This window comes from Amycolatopsis acidiphila (assembly GCF_021391495.1).
In the GTDB taxonomy this organism is placed as follows: Bacteria; Actinomycetota; Actinomycetes; order Mycobacteriales; family Pseudonocardiaceae; genus Amycolatopsis_E; species Amycolatopsis_E acidiphila.
Map to the genome: position 1 here is coordinate 5583619 of NZ_CP090063.1, position 20193 is coordinate 5603811.

Here is a 20193-nt window from a genome sequence, read left to right on the forward strand (position 1 = left end):
GGCCTGCGTCGCTCTTGGAGTCTCCGTCATCGCTTCTTGGCCAGCATTCGGAACAGCGTAGGCTTGCGGATCACATGGAATGAACATATTGTAGCCGGCCACCCCGACGCCAGCCATACTTCTGCACCCGTTGGCAGGATACGGACTGCCCGCGCAGTGTGGTCAAGAGGTGGCGAGGACATGCCGGAGCAGGCAGTGGTCAGCCGCGCACCGGAAGCTCTTCTGGCTCAAGCGCGGCGAGAGGACGCCGCTCATCGTGCGGCCCACCAGAGACCGAGTTCCGCAAACGCGCTACGCGTTCGGCTTGGGGTTGGCGCGGGTCAGGCCCCGCCAACTAGTCAAGCTCGTGCGGTCCGAGTTCGAGGAGAAGGCTGCGCAGCGACCTGGCGGTGGGACGGTGAACGAACAGCAGGCTTCGGTCACCAAAGCCGCGTGAATCGGCGGTGCGGCTAGACCCGCGGGGTGAGCAACTACGATCGCCCGCACCGAGCGACATCGGCTACAGCGAGGTACTGCAGCCACTCGCCGGATTCACGGTCTCCGCCAAGACAAACTGCCCGGCAACGCCGGGCACTGGCACAATCCTACCGAACGAGCGAACGCTGCACCACCAACGTTCCTGTCCACGGTGGAACCGACCGACCCTGCGTCCACATCCAGCGCAGCCCGGCAGCCACAGACGGACAGGAGAAAGCTCGCACAAATACCCAGATGGGCGAACACGCTGGGGCAGTTTCAGTGACCCCATATCGAACGGGATCACGGCTTGCCCCAGTTTTGCCCCAGTTACTGAAGGGTAACTTAATCGAAGTCCATAATGGACAAATTTAGGGCATATCTAAAAAAAAACGCCCGACCTGCGGAAACCGCAGAGCCGGGCGATCTTGAAACCTGTGGAGCTAAGGGGACTCGAACCCCTGACCCCTCACTGCCAGTGAGATTCGAACACGTATTCTACCTGTGAGAACAGAGAAACCGCAGAAAAAACGGTGCCGTTCAGTGCAGTTAGCTGCCGTTCAACGTCGTGGTGTGCGCCGCTGTGCCCCAGGATTGCCCCAACAAAATTCGTGTGAGAACTGGTGTGTCCCGGGTTTGACAGAGTCTGATTGTTGGGTTCTTATGCCACTTGATCTTGTGAGGGTGGTATGGGACGACGTGGGTATCCGCCGGAGTTCCGGCGGAAAGTACTGGACCTGATCGAGGCTGGCCGCAAGGTCGCCGATGTGGCGGACGATCTGCGGATCAGCGATCAGACGAACGGGACCGACCAAGCCATCCGCGCAGCACTCGCCGCAGGCGCCACGGCCGGGCAGATACACGAGACACTGGTCCTCGTATCCGCACTCGGAGTCCATACGCTGATGGAAGGCTCGCGCCGCCTGGCTTCCGCACTCCGCGAAAACGGCGGCACCCGGATCGACGACACGCTGGACGAGACGAGAACGACTTTGAAGGCCCGGTATGAGAACGACAGCGGCTACTGGCGTCAGTTCAACGAAACCGTGCCGGGCTTTCTCGACGCACTGCTCCGCCTTTCGCCCGAGGCTTACGAGTCATTCTTCACCTGCTGCGCCGTTCCGTGGCGGCACCGGAGAGATTCCGTCACTGGAAAAGGAATTGCTGTCCATCGCCTGCTACGCGACACCCACGCACCGCTACCTGCCCGGCCTGCGAGTGCACACCATCAACGCAGTGCGCCTCGGCGCGATGCGCGCAAACGTATTGCAGGCGCTCGACCATCGCCGCGACGGCGCCGACGCATCCCGGCATTGCAAAGCGGACGCCGTGGACCTCGATCCAGCCGCGAAGCCGGGGCGGCAAACTCGCGTCATGGCGCGTCCGTCCGGAACAGTGGGCCCAGTACCGACGCGACGAGTCGCAAGCTCTCGTCCAGCCGGGCGACGAAGGCCGCGCGATCGTCGTCGACCTGGAGCCAGCCGCGCAACTGGGCGACGAACCCGCCGTGGAAAGCGCCCGCGACCACCATGGGGACAGTCGAATCCGGCAGGCCGCCGAGTACGCCGGCGAGGTAGCCGGTGATGACCCGCTTCCAGCCCTCCCAGTGTTCATAGGACTCCGCCCGCAGTTCCGCGACCGTGTCGAGAAGCTTGAAACGTTCCAGCCAGACATCGCTGTCGTAGATGGCGTCCCGGGTCGACACGACAACGGCCGCGCGCACCACGTCGAGCGGGTTCGCGCCGGGCTCCGCGGCATCGATCTCCCTGGACAGCCTGGCGATCGTGTCGTCGAAGGCATACCAGATGACACCGGGCTTCGACCGGAAGTAGCGGAAGAACGTGGTACGGCCGATGCCCGCCGCGGACACGATCGCATCCACGGTCACGTTCTCATAGCCGTCCCGCTGCATCAACGCGATGGCAGCCTGTTCCACCACCTCGCGGCTGGCCGCGTGCGGTCGTCCTCGCCCGCGCCGGGCCGGCTGAGCTGACACCCGATGAGTCTAGCGGTCGCGTGACCGGGTTCGCGTTGATTTTTGAAACTGAGGCCCACTATTCTGGAGAGGTGCCGACAGAACCCTCGCACAGGGCACTGCCGACCGGCCGCCACCGCCGGTGGCGGCGAGTGATCCGTACGGAAAGGCACGAACTCATGGGTAAGCTCGATGGCAAGGTGGCCATCATCACCGGCGCCGCTCAGGGCATGGGCGAAGCACACGCGCGACGCTTCGTCGCCGAGGGCGCCAAGGTCGTGCTGACCGACCTCAACGAGGAACGCGGCCAGGCGATCGCCAAGGAACTCGGCGACAACGCCCTGTTCATCCGGCACGACGTCACGTCGCCGGCCGAATGGAAGCAAGTCCTGCAGCAGGCCGAACAGGCCTTCGGCACGGTGACCGTCCTCGTGAACAACGCCGGCATCCTGGGCCCCCTCGTCGAAACGACGGAGTTCGACGAGGACGAGTACCTCAAGGTGTGCGCGGTCAACCAGCACTCCCAGTTCTACGGGATGAAGACCGTCATCCCATCCATGCAGAAGGCGGGCGGCGGCGCCATCGTCAACATCTCCTCCACCGCGGGCATGGTCTCCATCGTCGGCGCGCCGAACCTCGCCTACGTCGGCAGCAAGTTCGCGTCCCGCGGCATGACCAAGCACGTCGCCGTCCAGTACGGACCCGACAACATCCGGGTCAACTCGGTCCACCCGGGATACATCAAGACCCCGATGATGGCGGCGGCCACCGACGCGGACGGCGGCGGCATCACCGCGCAGGTCCCGCTTCGCCGGATGTCCGACCCCGACGAGGTTTCGAGTCTGGTGCTCTTCCTCGCCTCCGACGATTCCTCCTACATCAGCGGGATGGAGCACGTCATCGACGGAGGCCTCACCGCGCAATAGCTGCCACGTCACTGGGCCGCTGATCCACAGTGGACCAGCGGCCCGGTGCCGCCACGCTGTCGGCCGGAGCAGATCACGGGACTGCGCCCGGTTCGGTTGACTTCTGACCTGTGAGGATGCGTTCCTCGCTGGAAGGATGTCCACCATGCCCAAAGCGTTCCCGCCGGAGTTCCGCCGCGACGTGGTCGCGGTCGCCCGCAAGGGCGAAGCACCGATCTCCCAGATCGCGAAGGACTTCGGGATCTCCGAGTCCTGCCTGCACCGCTGGCTCAAGATCGCCGACACCGACGACGGGAACCGGCCCGGCACGACGACCATGGAGTTGGCCGAGCTGCGTGAGCTGCGCAAACGCACCACACTGCTGGAGCAGGAGAACGAGATCCTGCGCCGAGCCGCGGCGTACTTCGCCAAGGAGATCTCCCCAAAATGACATACCCGCTGGTCACGGACCTGGCCGCTGATGGGTTCCCCGTCGCGGTGACCTGCCGGGTCCTGGGGTTCTCCACACAGGCCTACTACGCCTGGAAAGCAGCCCCGGTCACCCGCCGCGACCTCGACAACGCCTACCTGATCAACGCCGCATATGACATCCATCGTGACGACCCCGCGTTCGGGCAACGGTTCATCGCTGATGAACTGCCTGCTCGGGGCATCACGGCCCGGGTGAACCGGGTCGCGCGGCTGTGCGCTCAGCAGAAGATCTGGTCGGTGTTCGCGAAGAAGAAGGGCCTGAGCAGACGGGCCGGGCCACCCGTGCACGACGACCCGGTGCGCAAGGTGTTCACCGCCGACGCGCCGGACCGGCTGTGGCTGACCGACATCACCGAGCATCCCACCGCCGAGGGCAAGCTGTATCTCTGCGCGATCAAGGACGTCTGCTCCGGTCGGATCGTCGGGTACTCGATCGACTCGAGGATGACGGCGTCACTGGCGGTGTCGGCGTTGCGTAACGCGGTCCGGCCGCGGAAACCGGCCGGCACGACCGTCCACTCGGACAGGCGTAACCAATTCCGGTCGCGGAAGTTCGTGAACACATTGCACCGCAATGGCTTACGTGGATCGATGGGACGGGTCGGGGCGTGTGGTATCAACGCCGCGACGGATTCTTTTTTCGCGCTGCAGAAGAACGTCCTGGACGACGGCAGACCCGCGAGGAACTGCGCCTGGCAATCGTGACGTGGATCGAGCGCACCTATCACCGCCGACGCCGTCAGACCCGTCTGGGCAAGCTCACCCCGATCGAACTTGAGACAATCAACAGGCACGCAACCGCGGCCTGACCCACCCCACCTGCGAGTCACCCAAACTCGGGGCAGCCCCCACTGCTGCCAACCGAGCCGAACGGCGTAGAGATGATGGCCAAGTTCTTCCGCGCCCCGAGCGACCCCGCGCGCCTGCGGCTGCTGGAGTTCCTGCTGCACGAGGAGCACACCGTCACCGAATGCGTCGAGCACGTCGGCCTGTCCCAGAGCCGGGTCTCCACGCACCTGGGGTGTTTGGCGGACTGCGGGTATGTGCAGGTACGCCGGCAACGCCGGTTCGCGCATTACACGGTCGCCGACCCGCGGGTGGCCGAGCTGGTGGTGCCGGCGCGGTCGCTGGCCGCAGACAACGCCGCCGCTCTGGCCGCGTGCATGCGCATCCCGCCCGCCAGCTGAGCGAAGGTGATTCCGCGATGTCCGCTTCCGACGGCGACGGCAAGCGCGTCACGCTGGCGACCGGTGCTGCCCTGCTTGTGCCCGTGCTGTGTTGCGGTCTGCCGTTGCTGCTCGCCGGGGGGGCCGGCCGCGCTCGGCTCGGTCCTGGGCGGCCCGTGGGTGATCGGCGCGGCTGTCGCGCTGCTCGTCGCTGTCGTGGTCTGGCGAATTCGTCGCCACGTTCACGCCGCGCGCTCAGAAGCACACGGCCTTCTTCCCGGCAATTGGGCGCAGGGCTCCGACGTACGCGACGGGCACCAGAGCCTCGAATAGCGGCGCGGGAAGGTCGCCCTCGAGGACATGGACAACCGGGGAGAGGACCTCTGGGGGGTCTGCTCGTGCCGGCCGGCTGATGCTCTGACGACGAGAAGTGGCCATATCGTGGACGGCGGCGGGCGGGGTGGCCTTTCCTGCGATCAGGACCACGTCGGCACCGGCTCCTCCTTGCCTCCTGACGGGCGGCTGTGACCCAGATATCAAAGAATCAAATAGTCGGATGCCCTACTATCCGACCTCAAAGGTGTGAGGCGAGTGAGGTGCGGATGAACCAGGACGGTGTGGTGCTGCTGGCAGGTGCGCGGACGCCGGTGGGCAGTTTCGGCGGCGTGTTCCGGGACGCTCCTGGGTCCGAGCTGGGCGCGACGGCGGCGCGGGCCGCGATCGAGCGTGCCGGGGTCGAGCCGGCCGACATCGGTGAAGTGGTGATGGGCTGCATCGGGCAGGTAGGGCCGGACGCCTACAACGCGCGCCGGGTGGCGCTGGGGGCCGGGGTGCCGGTGACGACGCCCGCGTATACCGTGAACCGGCTGTGCGGGTCGGGCTTGCAGGCGATCTGGTCGGCGGCGATGCAGCTGCGCTGGGGCGGCGTCGACGTGGCGCTGGCGGGCGGCGACGAGTCGATGAGCCGCATGCCGTTCTACGACTTCGGGGCCCGCTCCGGGTACAAGCTGGGCGACCGGACTCTGGTCGACGGCACGGTGATGATGCTGACCGACCCCTTCCACAACGTGCACATGGGCGTGACCGCCGAGAACGTCGCTCGCAAGTACGGGGTGTCGCGGCAGGAACAGGACGAGTTCGCGCTGGAGTCGCAGCGGCGGGCGGCGTCCGTGCCCGCAAAGACGGCCTTCGCCGAGGAGATCACGCCCGTGGCAGTGGGTGGCCGCCGGCCGGTGACGGTGACGGAGGATGAACACCCCAAACCGGGCACCACTCTGGAGGCGCTAGCGAAGTTACGGCCGGCGTTCGAGGCCCACGGCACAGTGACCGCGGGCAACGCTTCCGGCATCAACGACGGAGCCGCGGCGGTCGTGCTGACACGCGAGTCGGTCGCCGCGGAACGGGGATGGACCGGGCTGGTCAACCTGGAGGCCGTGGCGACGGCGGCGATGGAGCCCGAGCTGATGGGTTACGCACCGGTGCCCGCGCTGCGGAAGCTGTTCGAGCAGACCGGGCTGACGCCGGGGAACGTCGACGTGGTCGAGCTCAACGAGGCGTTCGCCTCCCAGGCGGTGGCGGTGATCCGCGACGCCGGGCTCGACCCTGCAAAGACCAACCCCTACGGTGGCGCGATCGCGCTGGGGCATCCAGTCGGCGCGACCGGGGCGATCCTGACGCTGCGGGTGGCCCAGCATCTCGTCCGGCACGATCTCGAGCTGGGCGTGGTGACGATGTGCATCGGCGGCGGCCAGGCGCTGGCCGCGCTGCTACGCAGGGTCGGCTGATGTCGGGCGTGGGGTTCGAGGTCAGCGGCGGGGTCGGGCGGATCACTCTCGACCGGCCGGAGGTGTCCAACGCGATCGACCTGCCGACAGCGCACGAGTTCGCGGATGCGGTCGCCGCAGTGGCAGCCGACGAGGTGCGCGTGGTGCTGCTGTCGGGGGCCGGCGCACGGTTCTGCGCCGGCGGCGACGTGCGATCGTTCGTGACGGCCGCGGAGCCGTCGCGGTACCTGCACGAGCTGGCCTCCGTGCTGGAGGGCGCGTTGCGGCGGCTGTCGGAGCTGCCCAAAGCCGTCGTGGCGGGCGTGCACGGCGCGGTCGCCGGTGCCGGGCTGGCGTTCGTGCTCAACGCTGACGTCGTCGTCGCCGCGCGGTCCACGAAGTTCCGGATGGCCTACTCCGGTATCGGGCTCACCCCCGACTGCGGAGTGTCCTACCTGCTTCCCCGGACGGTCGGGACGCAGCGTGCCCTAGAGCTCGCGCTGACCGGCCGGACCCTCACCACCGAGCAGGCCCAGGACTGGGGCCTGATCACCGAGGTCGCCGAGGACGACGTGCTGGCCCGCCGGGCGGACGAGCTGGCTACAGCGCTGGCCGACGGGCCGGCCGCGGCGCTCGGCCAGGCGAAGCGACTCATCAGGTCGTCGTTCGACGGTTCACGGCAGCGCAGTGCGGCTGACGAGGCCGGCACCATCGCCGCCGCCGTCACCACCAGCGAAGCCCAACGGCTGATCCAGCACTTCATCGGGAAGTGAACCCCTGAACCATCCGCAAGTTCTGCCATCGAAGGGCTAATCAGGCCGACCGACTGGAGAGGACGAACCGCGGGTAACCGTCGCAGCAGACCTTCCAGGAGCCGATCGCCTCACCGCACTGGAGGGGTTGCGAGAACACGCCGCTCTCCCAGACCGCAGGCAACAGGCCTCTCCGAACCCGCAAGTCCATCTTTCGACGGCCGACACGTGCACCGACCTGCCGGAACGCCTAACCACCGGCGCCAGTCGTCTACACCACGGCAGCCACATCAGCCGCCCACAACGGTGTCGTTCCGTCTCCAACCGGAATCCGGTTCAGAACGGTTCACCCCGGCGGCCGCCGATTGCCGGAGGAGCCGCCACGAAGGGCTCGTAGAGCGACTACAAGGGCTCCCGGGTCGATGACTTCAGGATCAGCTCCTGCCCCTGCCCCGCCGCACACTGCGGTCGGGCCGGCCGTACACCCTTCCAGCGAGGCAGAACTTCACCGCGGGACCGAGCGGCTGTCACTGACGGGTCGGTGCCTTCCCGGGTTCGGCGAACTCGGTCGTTTGGCTCCTTGCAGACGACCGGCTCGTCCGAAACGATGTCTGGTACTCGCTGGGGAGCCGACCTCGACGCCTAGGGCATGTCTCCTAAAGCTTTGAGCCAGGTGATGATGGCTTTGAGGACGACGCCACCACGGAAGGTCAGCGCGAGTTTGTCGTAGCGTGTAGCCAGGCCGCGACACTGTTTGATCGCAGCGAAACCACGTTCGACCACGTTGCGGTTGCGGTAGTCCTGCTGATCGAACGCGGGCGGGCGCCCGCCATGTGTTGCACTCACCGGCTGAATCCATCCTTTGCGACGAGCTCGCCAGTCGCAACACAGCAACACGCACCTCGACAACGGCGTGATCGTCGTTCGACCCGGATATCGACGCACTCAAGCTCTTCGGTTGCCCACAGCACCTCGTCCAAATTTTTGGCCTGAACATTGAACGGTCGGACCGATCCAGATAGTATTCGCAAGGTTCCGCCCCTTTGCGACGAGGCGGCGGCGCGCGGCAGTCACACCGATGTGGTGGGCAATGAGTTGGAGTCGAGATGCGGACAACGAGGTCCAGCAGCATCAGCAGGGCGCTCGCCATGGTCGCGACGATCTGCGCGCTATCGACGTCCGAAATGAGCACCGCGGCGGCGGACACCATCCGTTACCCAGTGCCCTACACCTTCGCGGCCAATGTGCTGGGCGCCGCGCAGCCGTACACCGATCCCCCCGGCAGCAACGACTGGAACTGTCATCCGTCCGCCTCGCACCCACGTCCGCTGGTGCTGGTGCACGGTTTCGCGTCGGTGATCAACGACGCCTGGCAGACCTACTCGCCGTTACTCGCCGACGAGGGCTACTGCGTGTTCGCACTGAACTACGGCGTCCCGGACGGCGCGTCGTTCCCACTCGACCAGATCGGCGGCCGCACCCCGCTGGAAGACAGCGCCGCCCACCTCGCCGCGTTCATCGACCGGGTGCTGGCCACGACCAGTGCGGCGAAGGTCGACATCGTCGGTCACTCCGAGGGCACCCAGATGCCCGACTACTACCTCAAACACCTCGGCGGCGCGGCGAAGGTCGACAAATACGTCGCGTTGGCACCGTTCTGGCACGGCACCAATGCCGCCGGGCTCGCCACCGCCACCCGGTTGGCTGCCCGTTTCGGCTACGCACCAGTCGTGGACGGCGCACTCGACCCGGTGTGCACAGCCTGCCGCGGGTTGCTCACCGGCTCGGACTACTACGCCGCCCTTGGCGACCCGGTCGTCGCAGGTGTGAGCTACACCAGCATCATCACCCGCTACGACGAGCTGGCCGTGCCGTACACCAGCGGCATCGAGCCGGGCATGCACAACATCACGCTGCAAGACCAATGCCCGCTGGACCACGCGGAGCATTTCGCCATCCTGTCCGATCCGGTAGCCGCCGCCGACGTACTCAACGCTCTGGACCCCGAACACCCCCGGCCCGTGCCGTGCGTGCCGGTCGCGCCATTCCTCAGTTGACCGCACCCGAGCGGCAACGCCCACACCACCATCGGACCGCGCAGGACACGCGCCCGCAGACAGGAGATCCGCCATGTCGACAACGTTCACCTTCACCGGCAGCGATGGCCTGGAAATCACCGCCTACCGCTGGGATCCCGCGGCGACGCCGACGGGCGTCGTGCAGATCACGCACGGGGTGGGTGAGCACGCCCTGCGGTACACGGAGACCGCGGAACGGTTCACCGCCGCGGGGCTGGTCGTGTACGCGCAGGACCACCGCGGACACGGCGCCACGGCCGACGCCACGCAGTACGGCATGATCGGGGCGGACGGATGGGCCGCGCTGGTAGCCGACATCGGGGTGCTGAGCACTCACGCGCGCCTTGAGCATCCGGAGCTACCACTGACTCTGCTGGCGCACAGCCTTGGCTCGTTCGCCGCCCAGCAGTACCTTATCGAACACAGCGCCGACGTGGACGCGGTAATCCTCACCGGCACGGCCGCGGTGGATCTGCTCGCCCCGGCGCTGGACCTCGACAGTCCGGTCGGCCTGGAGATGTTCAACGCCCCGTTCCAGCCCGCGCGCACTGAGTTCGACTGGCTGACTCGCGACGAGTCCATTGTGGACGCCTACCTTGCCGATTCGCGCTGCGGCTTCAACCTCGACCCAGGCGGTCTCAAGGCCATGTTCGACGAGGCGGCCCGCGCAGGCGAAGCAACCGACCGCGTCCGGACAGACCTTCCGCTCTACATCGCCGTCGGCGAACTCGACCCCGTCAACGGCAACCTGGCACTACTACGCGCACTCGAACAACGCTACCTCGCGGCTGGACTCACGGACCTCACCATGGTCACCTACCCCGGCGCTCGCCACGAACTGCTCAACGAAACCAACCGCACCCAGGTGGTCATCGCGATGATCGACTGGATGCGCGAACGCCACCTCATCACCACATGAGCGCGCCCCACTCCCCCACTGAACGCGGGGTTGACGTCGCCGGATTACTACCCAGCGTTGCGTGACAGGCGGTTTGCGGAGCCGAAAGCTGTGGCGAATCCGATTGTGGTGCGAATTGGTGCGCGGGTGCCGATCGAACCGGCCAGAGTCATGAGACAAGGGGCATGCCAGGCCAGGCGCGATGCGCGCCGGGGCCCGCTGTTACACACAGTTACAGTGCGCCACGTGGATGATCGCCGGGACATTCACGGAGATCCTCGAAATCCGGGTCTCTCGGCGGTGATTGCTGCAGCAACTCCTGTCGTTTGGTCGAGCTTCTGTGTGACTCTGGGCGGGTCCACTGCCTTCGCGGGCGCCTCGTCCGGATGCGCCGCCCATCAACCGAACGCCCAGCACGTCACGGCGCACTCGAGGTGACAGCTTGAGTGAGACCGATATCGCATATGGTCGTATGCCCGATAGTCTGACTTCCTACTAATCCCCGACGGGTGGCTGCCTTCATCAGAGTGGCCGTAGTCGACGGTGGCCTGATGGGCTCCGGAATCGCCGAGATCTGCGCTCGGGCAGGACTGGACGTACTGGTAACCGAGGTCAACGCGGAAGCACTCGACTCGCGGCTGATGTGGACGAGCGGGAGCGTTACCCGTCCGAGGCGCGGGACGCGCTGGTCAAGGCCGGTTTCCACGCGGTGCACGTTCCGGAGGAGTACGAGGGTCAGGGTGCGGACGCGGTCGCGGCGTGCATCGTGATCGAGGAGGTCGCGCGGGTGGACGCGTCGGCGTCGTTGATTCCGGCGGTGAACAAGCTGGGTACGCAGCCGATCATCCTCTCGGCGTCGGATGCGGTGAAGAAGCTGGTGTTGCCGGATATCGCGGCCGGGGCGTCGGCCTCGTACGGGCTCTCGGAGCGCGAGGCGGGTTCGGACACCGCGTCGATGCGTACCCGGGCCCGGCTCGAGGGTGATGTGTGGGTTCTCAACGGCACCAAGGCGTGGATCACCAACGCGGGGGAGTCCACCTGGTACACCGTGATGGCGGTGACCGATCCGGACGCGGCGAAGAAGTCGAACGGTATCTCGGCGTTCGCGGTGCACAAGGATGATCCGGGCTTTTCGGTGGGGCCGAAGGAGCGCAAGCTCGGTATCAAGGGTTCGCCGACGCGGGAGATCTACTTCCAGGACTGCACGATCCCGGTGGACCGGATCATCGGTGAGCCCGGCACCGGTCTGAAGACGGCGTTGCGCACGCTGGACCACACCCGCCCGACGATCGGGGCGCAGGCACTGGGCATCGCCCAGGGTGCGCTGGAGGCGGCGGTGGCGTATGTGAAGGACCGCACGCAGTTCGGCACGGCCGTCGCGGAGTTTCAGGGCGTGCAGTTCATGCTGGCCGACATGGGTATGAAGATCGAGGCGGCACGGCACCTGGTGTACGCCTCCGCGGCGGCGACCGAGCGCGGTGACTCGCGGGCGGGTTTCATGGCGTCGGCGGCGAAGGCCTACGCGAGCGATGTGGCGATGTCGGTGACCACCGACGCGGTGCAACTCTTCGGTGCTGCCGGCTACACCCGCGACTTCCCGGTGGAACGCATGATGCGCGACGCGAAGATCACCCAGATCTACGAAGGCACCAACCAGATCCAGCGGATGGTCATCGCAAGAACACTACTCAAGGGCTGAACCAGCAAACCCCACCTGGGCCCGCTTCACCCAACCGGAACCGACCGAACAGGTGACCACCGCCTACGCATATGCCCAAGGCAACCCCCTTTGGGGCACAGTCCACCGGGACGTTCTCGTTCAGCTACGTCTCAAGCTCCCTCAACCCGTTCACGCCCGCACCAGCGCTGGTGGCGAGTTCGCTTACGCCGGCGCGACCGGCACAGGCTACGGCGGTACAGGCCTTGCAGCGAGCGCAGAGGATGAGGGTCCTTGCCACCTTAGAGCTTGTCTCACTTGGATGTTGGTTGAGGTGCGGGCATGATCATGACCTGTGATGGACGAGTTGTCGCGGCGGCTGGTGTCCGACGAGTTGTGGGCACTGGCGGAACCGCTGATCCCGCCGGGCAAGACGCGTCCGCAGGGCGGCGGGATGCCGCGGGTGGACGATCGAGCGGTGTTCACCGCGATCGTGTTCGTGCTGACCAGCGGTTGCGCGTGGCGGCATCTGCCACCCAGTTTTGGGGTCACCGTACCGACGGCGCATCGCCGGTTCACCGAGTGGACCGAGGCCGGGCTGTGGCGGCAAGTGCACCAAGCGGTGCTGGACGAACTGGGTGGCCGAGGGCTGATCGACTGGTCGCGCGTGGTCCTCGACGGAGCATCCGTCAGGGCCAAAAGGGGGGCGGACTGACCGGTCCCAGCCCGGTCGACCGCGGCAAACCCGGCTCGAAGATCCACGCGCTCTCCGACCGGAGCGGGCTGCCCTTGACAGTCGGGATCTCCGCGGCCAACACCCACGACAGCCACGCGCTCAAGCCTCTGGTCAACGCCCTCCCGGCCATCCGCTCCCGTCGAGGACCACGACGACGCAAACCGGCGAAACTCCACGCGGACAAGGCCTACGACATCCCAGCCCTGCGCGACTGGCTACGCCAGCACCGGATCATCCCGCGCATCGCCCGCAAAGGCATCGAATCCGCCGAGAAACTCGGCCGGTACCGCTGGGTCATCGAACGAACCATCGCCTGGCTCACCGGCTACCGCCGCCTGACCATCCGATACGAACGCAAACCCAACCACTACCTCGCCTTCCTCACCCTCGGTGCCGCCATCACCTGCCACAAGAAACTCACCAAATGAGACAAGCTCTTAGGTGTCGCCACGGAATTGGACCTGGCGATCGCATGTCTCGGCATTGTCGGATTCGGCGCCTACCAGGTTGCAAAACCATGTGGTTTAAAAAGCAGAAATGGTCTAGCGCTGCCCATAATCTGCGCTCAATTATGAGCCTGATAGTCAGCCTAACAGGCCTCGGTCTCACCATGGGCCCTGGTGAACGGTGGTGATCACCGAACGAACCGAATCCTGTTAATTCTCCCGGAAGCAATCCGCATTATGTGTCATCAACTCCACAGAGAGAAGAAGCCCTACCCCAGCGATAGCATTTCCCCGCGGCAGTTACTCCAGCCCAGGAGGCCCGCGGATGACTGGCTATCGGAGCATCAGCTTCCGGGCCGCTTGGGATAATTACAGCAGTCGTGTCAATCGTTATCGCGAGACGCAGTAAACGTTAGTGCGACCGGTAGAGATGGGAGGAGCCTTCTCCCCATCACTACCGGAGCGATCATCCAGCTTTCCCGATCGATAGCGGAAGTTCTGATCAGCACGGAACTGGGCAGTCAGCAGTAACACTTGGTGAAAATAGCGACAGACCAACACCATCCTCTGAAGTTCTCTGCGGCGGCCGAGACCGGTTTCGGCGTGGCGGCCGAATTCGTCCCTTTTGCGCTCCGGGCGGCTGGGGTGTGAGCCGACAAGCAGCCGCGACGAGCGGTTCGAATCGACCTCGAAGCCCAGCCGCCGACTCCAGGCCGGTCAGTCGCGCTGAGCCTGGTCGAGAAGCGCAGGTTACATTGCTCGCAGGCGGTGGTGAGCACGGCGCAGCCGTCTGTCACATCCGTGCCTCGCTGCCATCGGGCCTCCTACTTGGAACTCGTCACGCCGCCTCCGGAGCGTCGGCCGTCGGGTGGGGCAAGGCCTTCAGGCAGCCCCGAGGGGATGTGCCGTCCGATGGCGACATGCTCGAAGAGCCCGATGCCGACCGCGCCATCGTCCCGAACCGCGCGGCTCAGCTGCTGGACGTGCATGTTCTCCTTGAGTGACGGGTCGAGATCGGCGAGCACCCACCGGTCCACGCCGACGACCTCGCCGCCGTGGTCGGCTCCATGCCGCCATTTCGGGTGGTAGTAGCCCAGCCCCTGCATCTGGAACAGCCCGCGGGGTTCGATGTCGATCCGCCGATCGAGCAGCCCCCGCGGACCGACAGTCAGGTCGACCCTCGCGGGGCGGCGGGTCCCGGCGAGGTAGTCGATGTCGAACTGGAACGTGTCACTGCGCGTGATCGTCGCCTCGTTGCCGTAGGCCGGGTCGTCCGGACCAAGGAATGGCAGCGCTGCCGCTGTGCGTGCCTCTCCGCACCCGTCAGGCGTCTCGTTCACCGCCACCACCAGGCACTCGTCGGGAAAGCGCAGCAGGGTCCACGCGAAGTAGATAGCCGAATGCTGTTCACCCATCTGGCTTTCGGCGACGGTTCCGGTGGTGCGGCTTCCCCACGAGCGGTCCCGGAACCCCCACCACTGGTCGCGCGTGATGTCGAAGGTCTCCCCGTCGAGGGTGAGGCTGCCCGACCACTCGCCGAACTGAACGGTGCGGGTGCGCTCGGAGATGAGCACACCCGCGGCCTCCCGCCGCATCCGGCTGTCCTCGATGCACTGGCTGACCGCTGTGAACGTCAGGTCGGCGGCCATACCGTCGTGTTCGTCGAGAACGACCCGCAGGACGCGCATCGGTTCCACCACGTCGACCCGCAGTGGGCCCACGGCGGTGTCCCGGTCGCGTGTCATCCGGCCGGAGGCGAAGACCGACTGCTGCGTTCCGTTCCGCGAGACACTGATCGCGGCGTCCACGATCCCGCGGTTCGGGTGCACGCTCAGTCCGAAGCCGAGCTGAGTGGTCAGCCCCTTGTCGTGCATGACGAGCCAGTGCCGTTCGTAGCGTCCGAGGTCGCTGGACAAGAGTTCGGCCGCGGGAACGGCCGTCTGATGTATGGGGTAGTCGTCCCACTTGGTGAGCATGCAACTCCTGTTCGGTGTCGGGGTGCCGTCAAACGAAGGACAGGACGTCGTGGTCGATCGCGTGCTGAGCGCCACGGCTGAGCAATGAGGCGAACATGTCGAAGCCGCGGCTGGTCGGCCTGACGTAGGCCATGGCAGGGACCATGGCGAGCAGCACCGAGCCGCTGAGCCGCCGGTGCTCCTGCCAAGCGGTGTCCACGCTCCAGCCGGTCACTCCTCGCTCGGCCAATGCGGCCACGTGCGCCTCGACCAGCCTCCGCTCGGTGCTCCGCCGTACTTCCGGTGGCAGCGCGGAGCCGATCAGGAACGAAGGATCCCAGGCCGGGGTGGTCCAGGCCAGCGTCTGCCAGTCGACCAGCCAGGCGCCGGTGCCGCTCCACAGCAGGTTGTCCAGCCGGAGGTCCTGGTGGACCAGCGTCCGGGGGCCGATGATCCCCGCGGCCCAGTCGACGCATACCGCGCCGAACCGCTCTACGACCTCTCGTTGCCGGCTGTCGAGCAAGTCGCCGACGAGGTCCTTGTGCCGCGTCCATGACCGGTCGTAGCGCTCGGCGAGCCCGTCGATGTGATCCGCGGTCCGGTTGTAGAAGCGTGCGGCTCCGCCGACTGCGCGCTCGTCGTTCCAGAAGGGTGCCTGGAGCCTGGCCAGCTGGCCGATGGCGGAGGTGACCTCCTCCGCGGTGCCGTCTCGCAACTGGTCCAGGGGCTGGCAGCTGTCAGAAAGGTCCTCCAGGACCAGCACCGGGTCGCTCCCGGGCAGCTCGATGGCGCCGAGATACGCGGGGGTGCGGACGTCGAGCCGTGGCAGCAGCTCCTGGTAGAAGACGCACTCCCGGGCATAGGCACCGATCCGGGCGGCGGTCGCGGCCGACCGCTCGTCCCGCGACGGCAGCTTCACGAACAGGCTCGGCGGTCCTGGCGTTCCCCGGTACGTGGGGACAACGCGCACGCTCTCAGCCAGCTGTCCGGCCCCAAGGGGCATCACCTCGCAGCGAACCACTTCCGCATCCGTGGCCAGAACGCCGGACGCGCGCAGAGCCGCGGTGAGCCCGTCCGGGCTGACAGTCGCCGTGTTCGTCATGGCGTGACCATCACTCGGACCGCGTCAGCCGCGAGCTGACGGTCCACGGCCTCGTTGATCCGGTCGAGCGGCACCACGTCGGAGACCAGTGCCGTCAGGTCGAGCCGCCCCGAACGCCACAGCTCGACCAACCTGGGCACCTCGAAGCGCATGTCGCTGGAGCCGTAGAACGACCCGACGAGCCGCTTCTCCTCGTGGAAAAGCTCCAGCACGCTGAAGCTCACCAGATCGTCGGCCTTGCCGGCGCCCACGACGACGACGCGGCCTCCTCTCCGCACCGCATCCCAGGCACCGCGAACGGTCGCGGACCGTCCGACGGCGTCGATGGCGACATCGAACCCGACACCGCCGGGCGGGGCGACGTGATCCTCCGGTGCGTGGGCCGACGCGGCTCCCAGTTCGAGCGCTCGCTTGCGGCGGCCGGGCTGCGGATCGATCGCCACAACGGTTGATCCGCCCGCGATGACAGCGCCCTGCACGGCGCTGAGTCCAACCGCGCCGCACCCGACAACCAGCACGGTCTCGCCGGGCTGGACCCGCGCGGAGTTGAGGGCGGCTCCGACCCCGGTCGGCACCGCGCACCCCAGCAGCGCTGCCTGTTCGAAGGGCAGGTCTTCAGGGATCGGGATGACGCCGGCCGCGGGCACCACGGCGTGCTGGGCGAAGGTCGCAGTACCCATTCCCTGCCGCACCGGCCGGTCGCCCACCCGCAGGTCCGCGCCTGCCTCGAGTTCGCCGGCCCGTTTACGGCCGGAGCAGATGAAGGTCTGCCCGCGCACGCAGAAGTAGCATCGGCCGCACGGGGGCACCCAGCTGAGCACTACGCGCTGGCCCACTTCGATTTCGCCGGCTTCCGGCCCGATTTCGACGACTTCACCGGCTCCCTCGTGCCCGAGGATGACCGGTGTCGCCTGGCCGAAGTGCCCGCGCGACAGCGAGATGTCGGTTTGGCACACGCCTGCGGCGTGGATCCGTACCAGAACTTCGCCGGCGCCGGGCCGGCGAAGCACGACGTCGTCCTCGATGGAGAAGGGCGCGTTCGGCTCCCAGGTCACGGCTGCTCTCATGTCCACTCCTCGAGACGGTGATGTGCGGTTTTGCAGCGGGCTAGGTCAGCTCGGGATCTCCCAGGATCGCCTTCACCTCGAGGTACTCTTCCAGTGCGAAGGCGCCCATCTCGCGCCCGAGCCCGGACATCTTGTAGCCGCCGAACGGGGACACCGGCAGCGACGGCGTACGCACCCCGTTGACGCGTACCTGGCCGGCACGGACACGACGCGCGAGGGCGGCGGCCCGCGCGGGGTCCCCGGACCACACCTCGGCCGACAGGCCGTACTCCGTGTCGTTCGCGATGCGTACCGCGTCGTCCTCTCCGCGGTGGCCCAGGACGACCAGCACCGGCCCGAAGATCTCCTCGCGCACCACCGGAGCGGTCTCGGGGAGGTCCGTGACGATGGCAGGCCGAACGAAGTAGCCCCGCTCGTGCTCGTCCGCGAGCCCGCCAGTAACGACCCGGCCGTCGCGTCTGGCGCCGTCGAGGTAGCCGAGGACCTTGTCGCGCTGTGCGTGCGACGCAAGTGGTCCCATGGTCGTCGCCTCGTCGAGCGGGTCGCCCAGCACGTAGGCGTCCGCGGCCGCGGCCGCGATGTTCACCGCCACGGCACGGAGTTCCTCCGGCACGATGAGCCGGGTCGGCGCATTGCACTTCTGACCGGCGTTGACGAAGCAGTTCTTCACTGTGGTGCGCACGGCGGTATCCAGGTCGGCATCGTCGAGGAGTACAGCGGGCGACTTGCCGCCGAGCTCCAGCGTCGCCCGCACGATTCGGCCGCCTGCGACAGCACCGATGTGCCTGCCGATGGTGAGGGAGCCGGTGAAGGAGACGACGTCGTAGTCGCCACTCTGCACCAGCGCCTCGCCGGTCGTGGCCCCCCGGCCGGTGACGATGTTGACGACCCCGGCGGGAATGCCTGCCTCGCCGCACAATGCGGCGACGAACAGCGCGTTCAGCGGGGTCAGTTCCGCGGGCTTGACGACTACCGTGCAACCGGCGGCGAGCGCAGGGGCGAGCTTGGCGACTATCTGGTGCACCGGGAAGTTCCAGGGGGTGATCGCCAGGACGACCCCCGAGGGCTCGCGCACTATGGAGCTGCCCGAAGCATCGCGGCCGTCCCACCGATAGGCGCGGGCGAGGTCAGCAGTGCTGCGCAACACCCTGGTCGGCAGGTCCACCTGCACCGCGCGGGCCTCGCGCAGTGGCATGCCGATCTCCCGCGCCGCGAGGGCCGCGAGTTGGTCACCGTGCTGCTCGAACGCGTCGGCCAGCGCGTCGAGGTGGGCCGCCCGCTGACCCGCTGAGGTCCGCGACCAGTCGTCGAAGGCGCGGCGTGCCGCCGCGGTGGCCTTCGCCGCGGTCTCCGCCGAGCAGTCGGTGACCGAGCCGATGCGCTCCTCGGTCGCGGGGTTGATCACGTCGAGCCGCGGCTCGTCGTCCGGCACGATCCACTCACCGCCGATGTACACGGCGTCGGCCGGGAGGTCGATTGCCGCGCGCGCTGCTGATGTGATGGTCATCAGCCCACCCGGTGTGCGGGAACGACCCGAACCGGGAGCTTGCTCCAACCGCGGAAGATGTTGTGGCGGACCCGCTCGGGTTCTCCGACGACGTCGAACCGGAGGCCCCGCTCCCTCGTCTGCCGGTAGAACTCCCGTACCTCCGCGCGGGCCAGGTGGGCGCCGAGGCAGAAGTGGATCCCCCAGCCGAAGGTCAGGTGGTCGTTCGGTGTCCGGTCGATCCGGAACTCCCCCGGGTTGTCGAACACCTCAGGGTCCCGGTTTGCCGCTGCGAACCAGAGCACGACCTTGTCGCCGGGGGAGATGGTCTTGTCGCCGATGATGACCTGCTTGGTTGCGGTCCGGCGCATCCCGGCCACCGGACTCACGTAGCGGAACATCTCCTCGACCGCCGGCCCGAGCAGCGCCTCGTCGCGCAGGATGCGAGCCCATGAGTCGGGGGTGTCGTGCAAGGCCAGCGTCGCACCGGACACGAGGTGCCTTGTCGTCTCGTTGCCCGCCGCGACCAGCACGATGTAATAGGCCGCCAGCTCCTCCCACGTCAATGGCCTGCCGTCCTTCTGGCCTGTGGCCAAGACGCTGATCAGGTCGGTGGTGGGGTGCGCGCGACGCCACTCGGTCAGGTCTGCGAAATAGGTCATGAGCTCCTCGCGCGCCAGCGCGAGCGTTGCCTTGTCCACCATGTCGTCCGGGTCGGAGCTGGTCAACCGGTTCGTCCAATCGACCATCCGCGGCGCGTCCTCGCCGGGGACACCGAGGACCTGGGCCAGCACGAGCATCGGAAGCCGGGCGGAGACCACCTCGACCATGTCGAACTCGCCGCGGTCCTCTGCTTCGTCGAGCAGGAGCCGCACCGAGGAGGAGATGACCTCCTGCCACTGCTGCACCTTGATCGCACGAAGGTGCGGTACGGCGATCCTGCGCAGCTTGGCGTGCTCGGGGTCATCCATGTTGTGCAGGCTGGCCAGTGCGCCCTCAACCTTGCGATCGACGATCTGCGTCCCCTCCGCCGACGACAGGCCCTCGACATCCGATGCCGCCTGCTTCACGTCGGCATGCCGGGTCAGGGCCCAGAAGCCCGGCCCGCGCTCGGATGGCGCGTTCCAGTACACCGGCTGGTGCTTTCGGAGGTCGTCGAAGATCTTCATCTCCTGGTTGGCCGCCACTGCCGACAGGTCCATCAAATCGATGTCACTGCCTGCTCCAGGTGCGCTGTAGGACAGAGTCATGGCATCTCC

At 67.0% G+C, this 20193-nt stretch carries 14 protein-coding genes, 1 tRNA gene and 2 pseudogenes; 9 read left to right on the forward strand and 8 right to left on the reverse strand.

All coding sequences use genetic code 11. The features are described 5' to 3' along the window. Window positions 1-894: 894 nt before the first annotated feature. Both LWP59_RS27340 and LWP59_RS27345 read right to left on the reverse strand, forming a co-directional pair. Window positions 895-1014: transfer RNA gene (locus LWP59_RS27340), tRNA-OTHER, on the reverse strand. Between the two features lie 814 nt (window positions 1015-1828). Beyond that, window positions 1829-2452, reverse strand: a complete 624-nt coding sequence (locus tag LWP59_RS27345; RefSeq protein WP_144635630.1) for an acyl-CoA-like ligand-binding transcription factor — start codon at window positions 2450-2452, stop codon at window positions 1829-1831. A gap of 158 nt (window positions 2453-2610) precedes the next feature. Here LWP59_RS27345 and LWP59_RS27350 point away from each other — a divergent pair, with 158 nt between their 5' ends. The 5 genes and pseudogenes from LWP59_RS27350 (at window position 2611) to LWP59_RS27370 (ending at window position 7530) form a co-directional block, all read left to right on the forward strand. After that, window positions 2611-3357, forward strand: coding sequence for a glucose 1-dehydrogenase (locus LWP59_RS27350; protein WP_144635627.1), 747 nt, complete (start codon window positions 2611-2613; stop codon window positions 3355-3357). Window positions 3358-3502: 145 nt separating this feature from the next. Further along, window positions 3503-4637 (forward strand): annotated as a pseudogene (locus LWP59_RS27355) (IS3 family transposase). Window positions 4638-4709: 72 nt separating this feature from the next. Beyond that, window positions 4710-5015, forward strand: coding sequence for an ArsR/SmtB family transcription factor (locus tag LWP59_RS27360; protein ID WP_144635624.1), 306 nt, complete (start codon window positions 4710-4712; stop codon window positions 5013-5015). 581 nt (window positions 5016-5596) lie between these two features. Beyond that, window positions 5597-6778, forward strand: coding sequence for a thiolase family protein (locus tag LWP59_RS27365; RefSeq protein ID WP_144635621.1), 1182 nt, complete (start codon window positions 5597-5599; stop codon window positions 6776-6778). Beyond that, complete coding sequence (locus tag LWP59_RS27370; protein ID WP_144635618.1) at window positions 6778-7530, forward strand: enoyl-CoA hydratase/isomerase family protein; 753 nt, start codon at window positions 6778-6780, stop codon at window positions 7528-7530. Before LWP59_RS27365 ends, LWP59_RS27370 begins: the two co-directional genes overlap by 1 nt. A gap of 621 nt (window positions 7531-8151) precedes the next feature. On the opposite strand, the pseudogene LWP59_RS27375 reads toward LWP59_RS27370, so the two are convergent. Continuing rightward, window positions 8152-8340: pseudogene (locus LWP59_RS27375) on the reverse strand (transposase); the annotation flags it as partial. 275 nt (window positions 8341-8615) lie between these two features. Here LWP59_RS27375 and LWP59_RS27380 point away from each other — a divergent pair. The 4 genes from LWP59_RS27380 to LWP59_RS27400 all read left to right on the forward strand — a co-directional run bounded on the left by LWP59_RS27380 (window position 8616) and on the right by LWP59_RS27400 (window position 13306). Then, entirely contained in the window at window positions 8616-9566 is a 951-nt protein-coding gene (locus tag LWP59_RS27380) for an esterase/lipase family protein (protein ID WP_144635612.1), read from the forward strand. Window positions 9567-9639: 73 nt separating this feature from the next. Next, window positions 9640-10506 (forward strand): alpha/beta fold hydrolase, encoded by an 867-nt coding sequence (locus tag LWP59_RS27385; RefSeq protein ID WP_144635609.1) that lies wholly within the window; start codon window positions 9640-9642, stop codon window positions 10504-10506. A 553-nt stretch (window positions 10507-11059) separates the two neighbouring features. Next, a complete protein-coding gene (locus LWP59_RS27395) occupies window positions 11060-12184 on the forward strand; it encodes an acyl-CoA dehydrogenase family protein (protein ID WP_407653129.1) in 1125 nt (374 codons plus the stop codon). Between the two features lie 316 nt (window positions 12185-12500). Continuing rightward, window positions 12501-13306, forward strand: a protein-coding gene (locus tag LWP59_RS27400) for an IS5 family transposase (protein WP_407653013.1) whose coding sequence is annotated in 2 segments (ribosomal slippage) — window positions 12501-12840 and window positions 12840-13306 — 807 coding nt in all. Because the reading frame shifts where the segments join, the coding sequence is not laid out codon by codon here. An 842-nt stretch (window positions 13307-14148) separates the two neighbouring features. On the opposite strand, the gene LWP59_RS27405 is transcribed toward LWP59_RS27400, so the two are convergent. The 5 genes from LWP59_RS27405 to LWP59_RS27425 are packed head-to-tail and all read right to left on the reverse strand — an operon-like array spanning window position 14149 to window position 20136. After that, on the reverse strand, window positions 14149-15300 hold the full coding sequence (locus tag LWP59_RS27405; protein WP_144643194.1) for a hypothetical protein: 1152 nt from the start codon (window positions 15298-15300) through the stop codon (window positions 14149-14151). Window positions 15301-15328: 28 nt separating this feature from the next. Then, a complete protein-coding gene (locus LWP59_RS27410) occupies window positions 15329-16381 on the reverse strand; it encodes a phosphotransferase (RefSeq protein ID WP_186383455.1) in 1053 nt (350 codons plus the stop codon). Next, window positions 16378-17436 (reverse strand): alcohol dehydrogenase catalytic domain-containing protein, encoded by a 1059-nt coding sequence (locus tag LWP59_RS27415; protein WP_233921937.1) that lies wholly within the window; start codon window positions 17434-17436, stop codon window positions 16378-16380. The genes LWP59_RS27410 and LWP59_RS27415 overlap by 4 nt, the downstream gene beginning before the upstream one ends. A gap of 52 nt (window positions 17437-17488) precedes the next feature. After that, window positions 17489-18955: an aldehyde dehydrogenase family protein gene (locus LWP59_RS27420; protein ID WP_144643197.1), complete on the reverse strand. Its 1467-nt coding sequence runs from the start codon at window positions 18953-18955 to the stop codon at window positions 17489-17491. Continuing rightward, window positions 18955-20136 (reverse strand): cytochrome P450, encoded by a 1182-nt coding sequence (locus tag LWP59_RS27425; protein ID WP_144643228.1) that lies wholly within the window; start codon window positions 20134-20136, stop codon window positions 18955-18957. Before LWP59_RS27425 ends, LWP59_RS27420 begins: the two co-directional genes overlap by 1 nt. Window positions 20137-20193 lie beyond the last annotated feature (57 nt).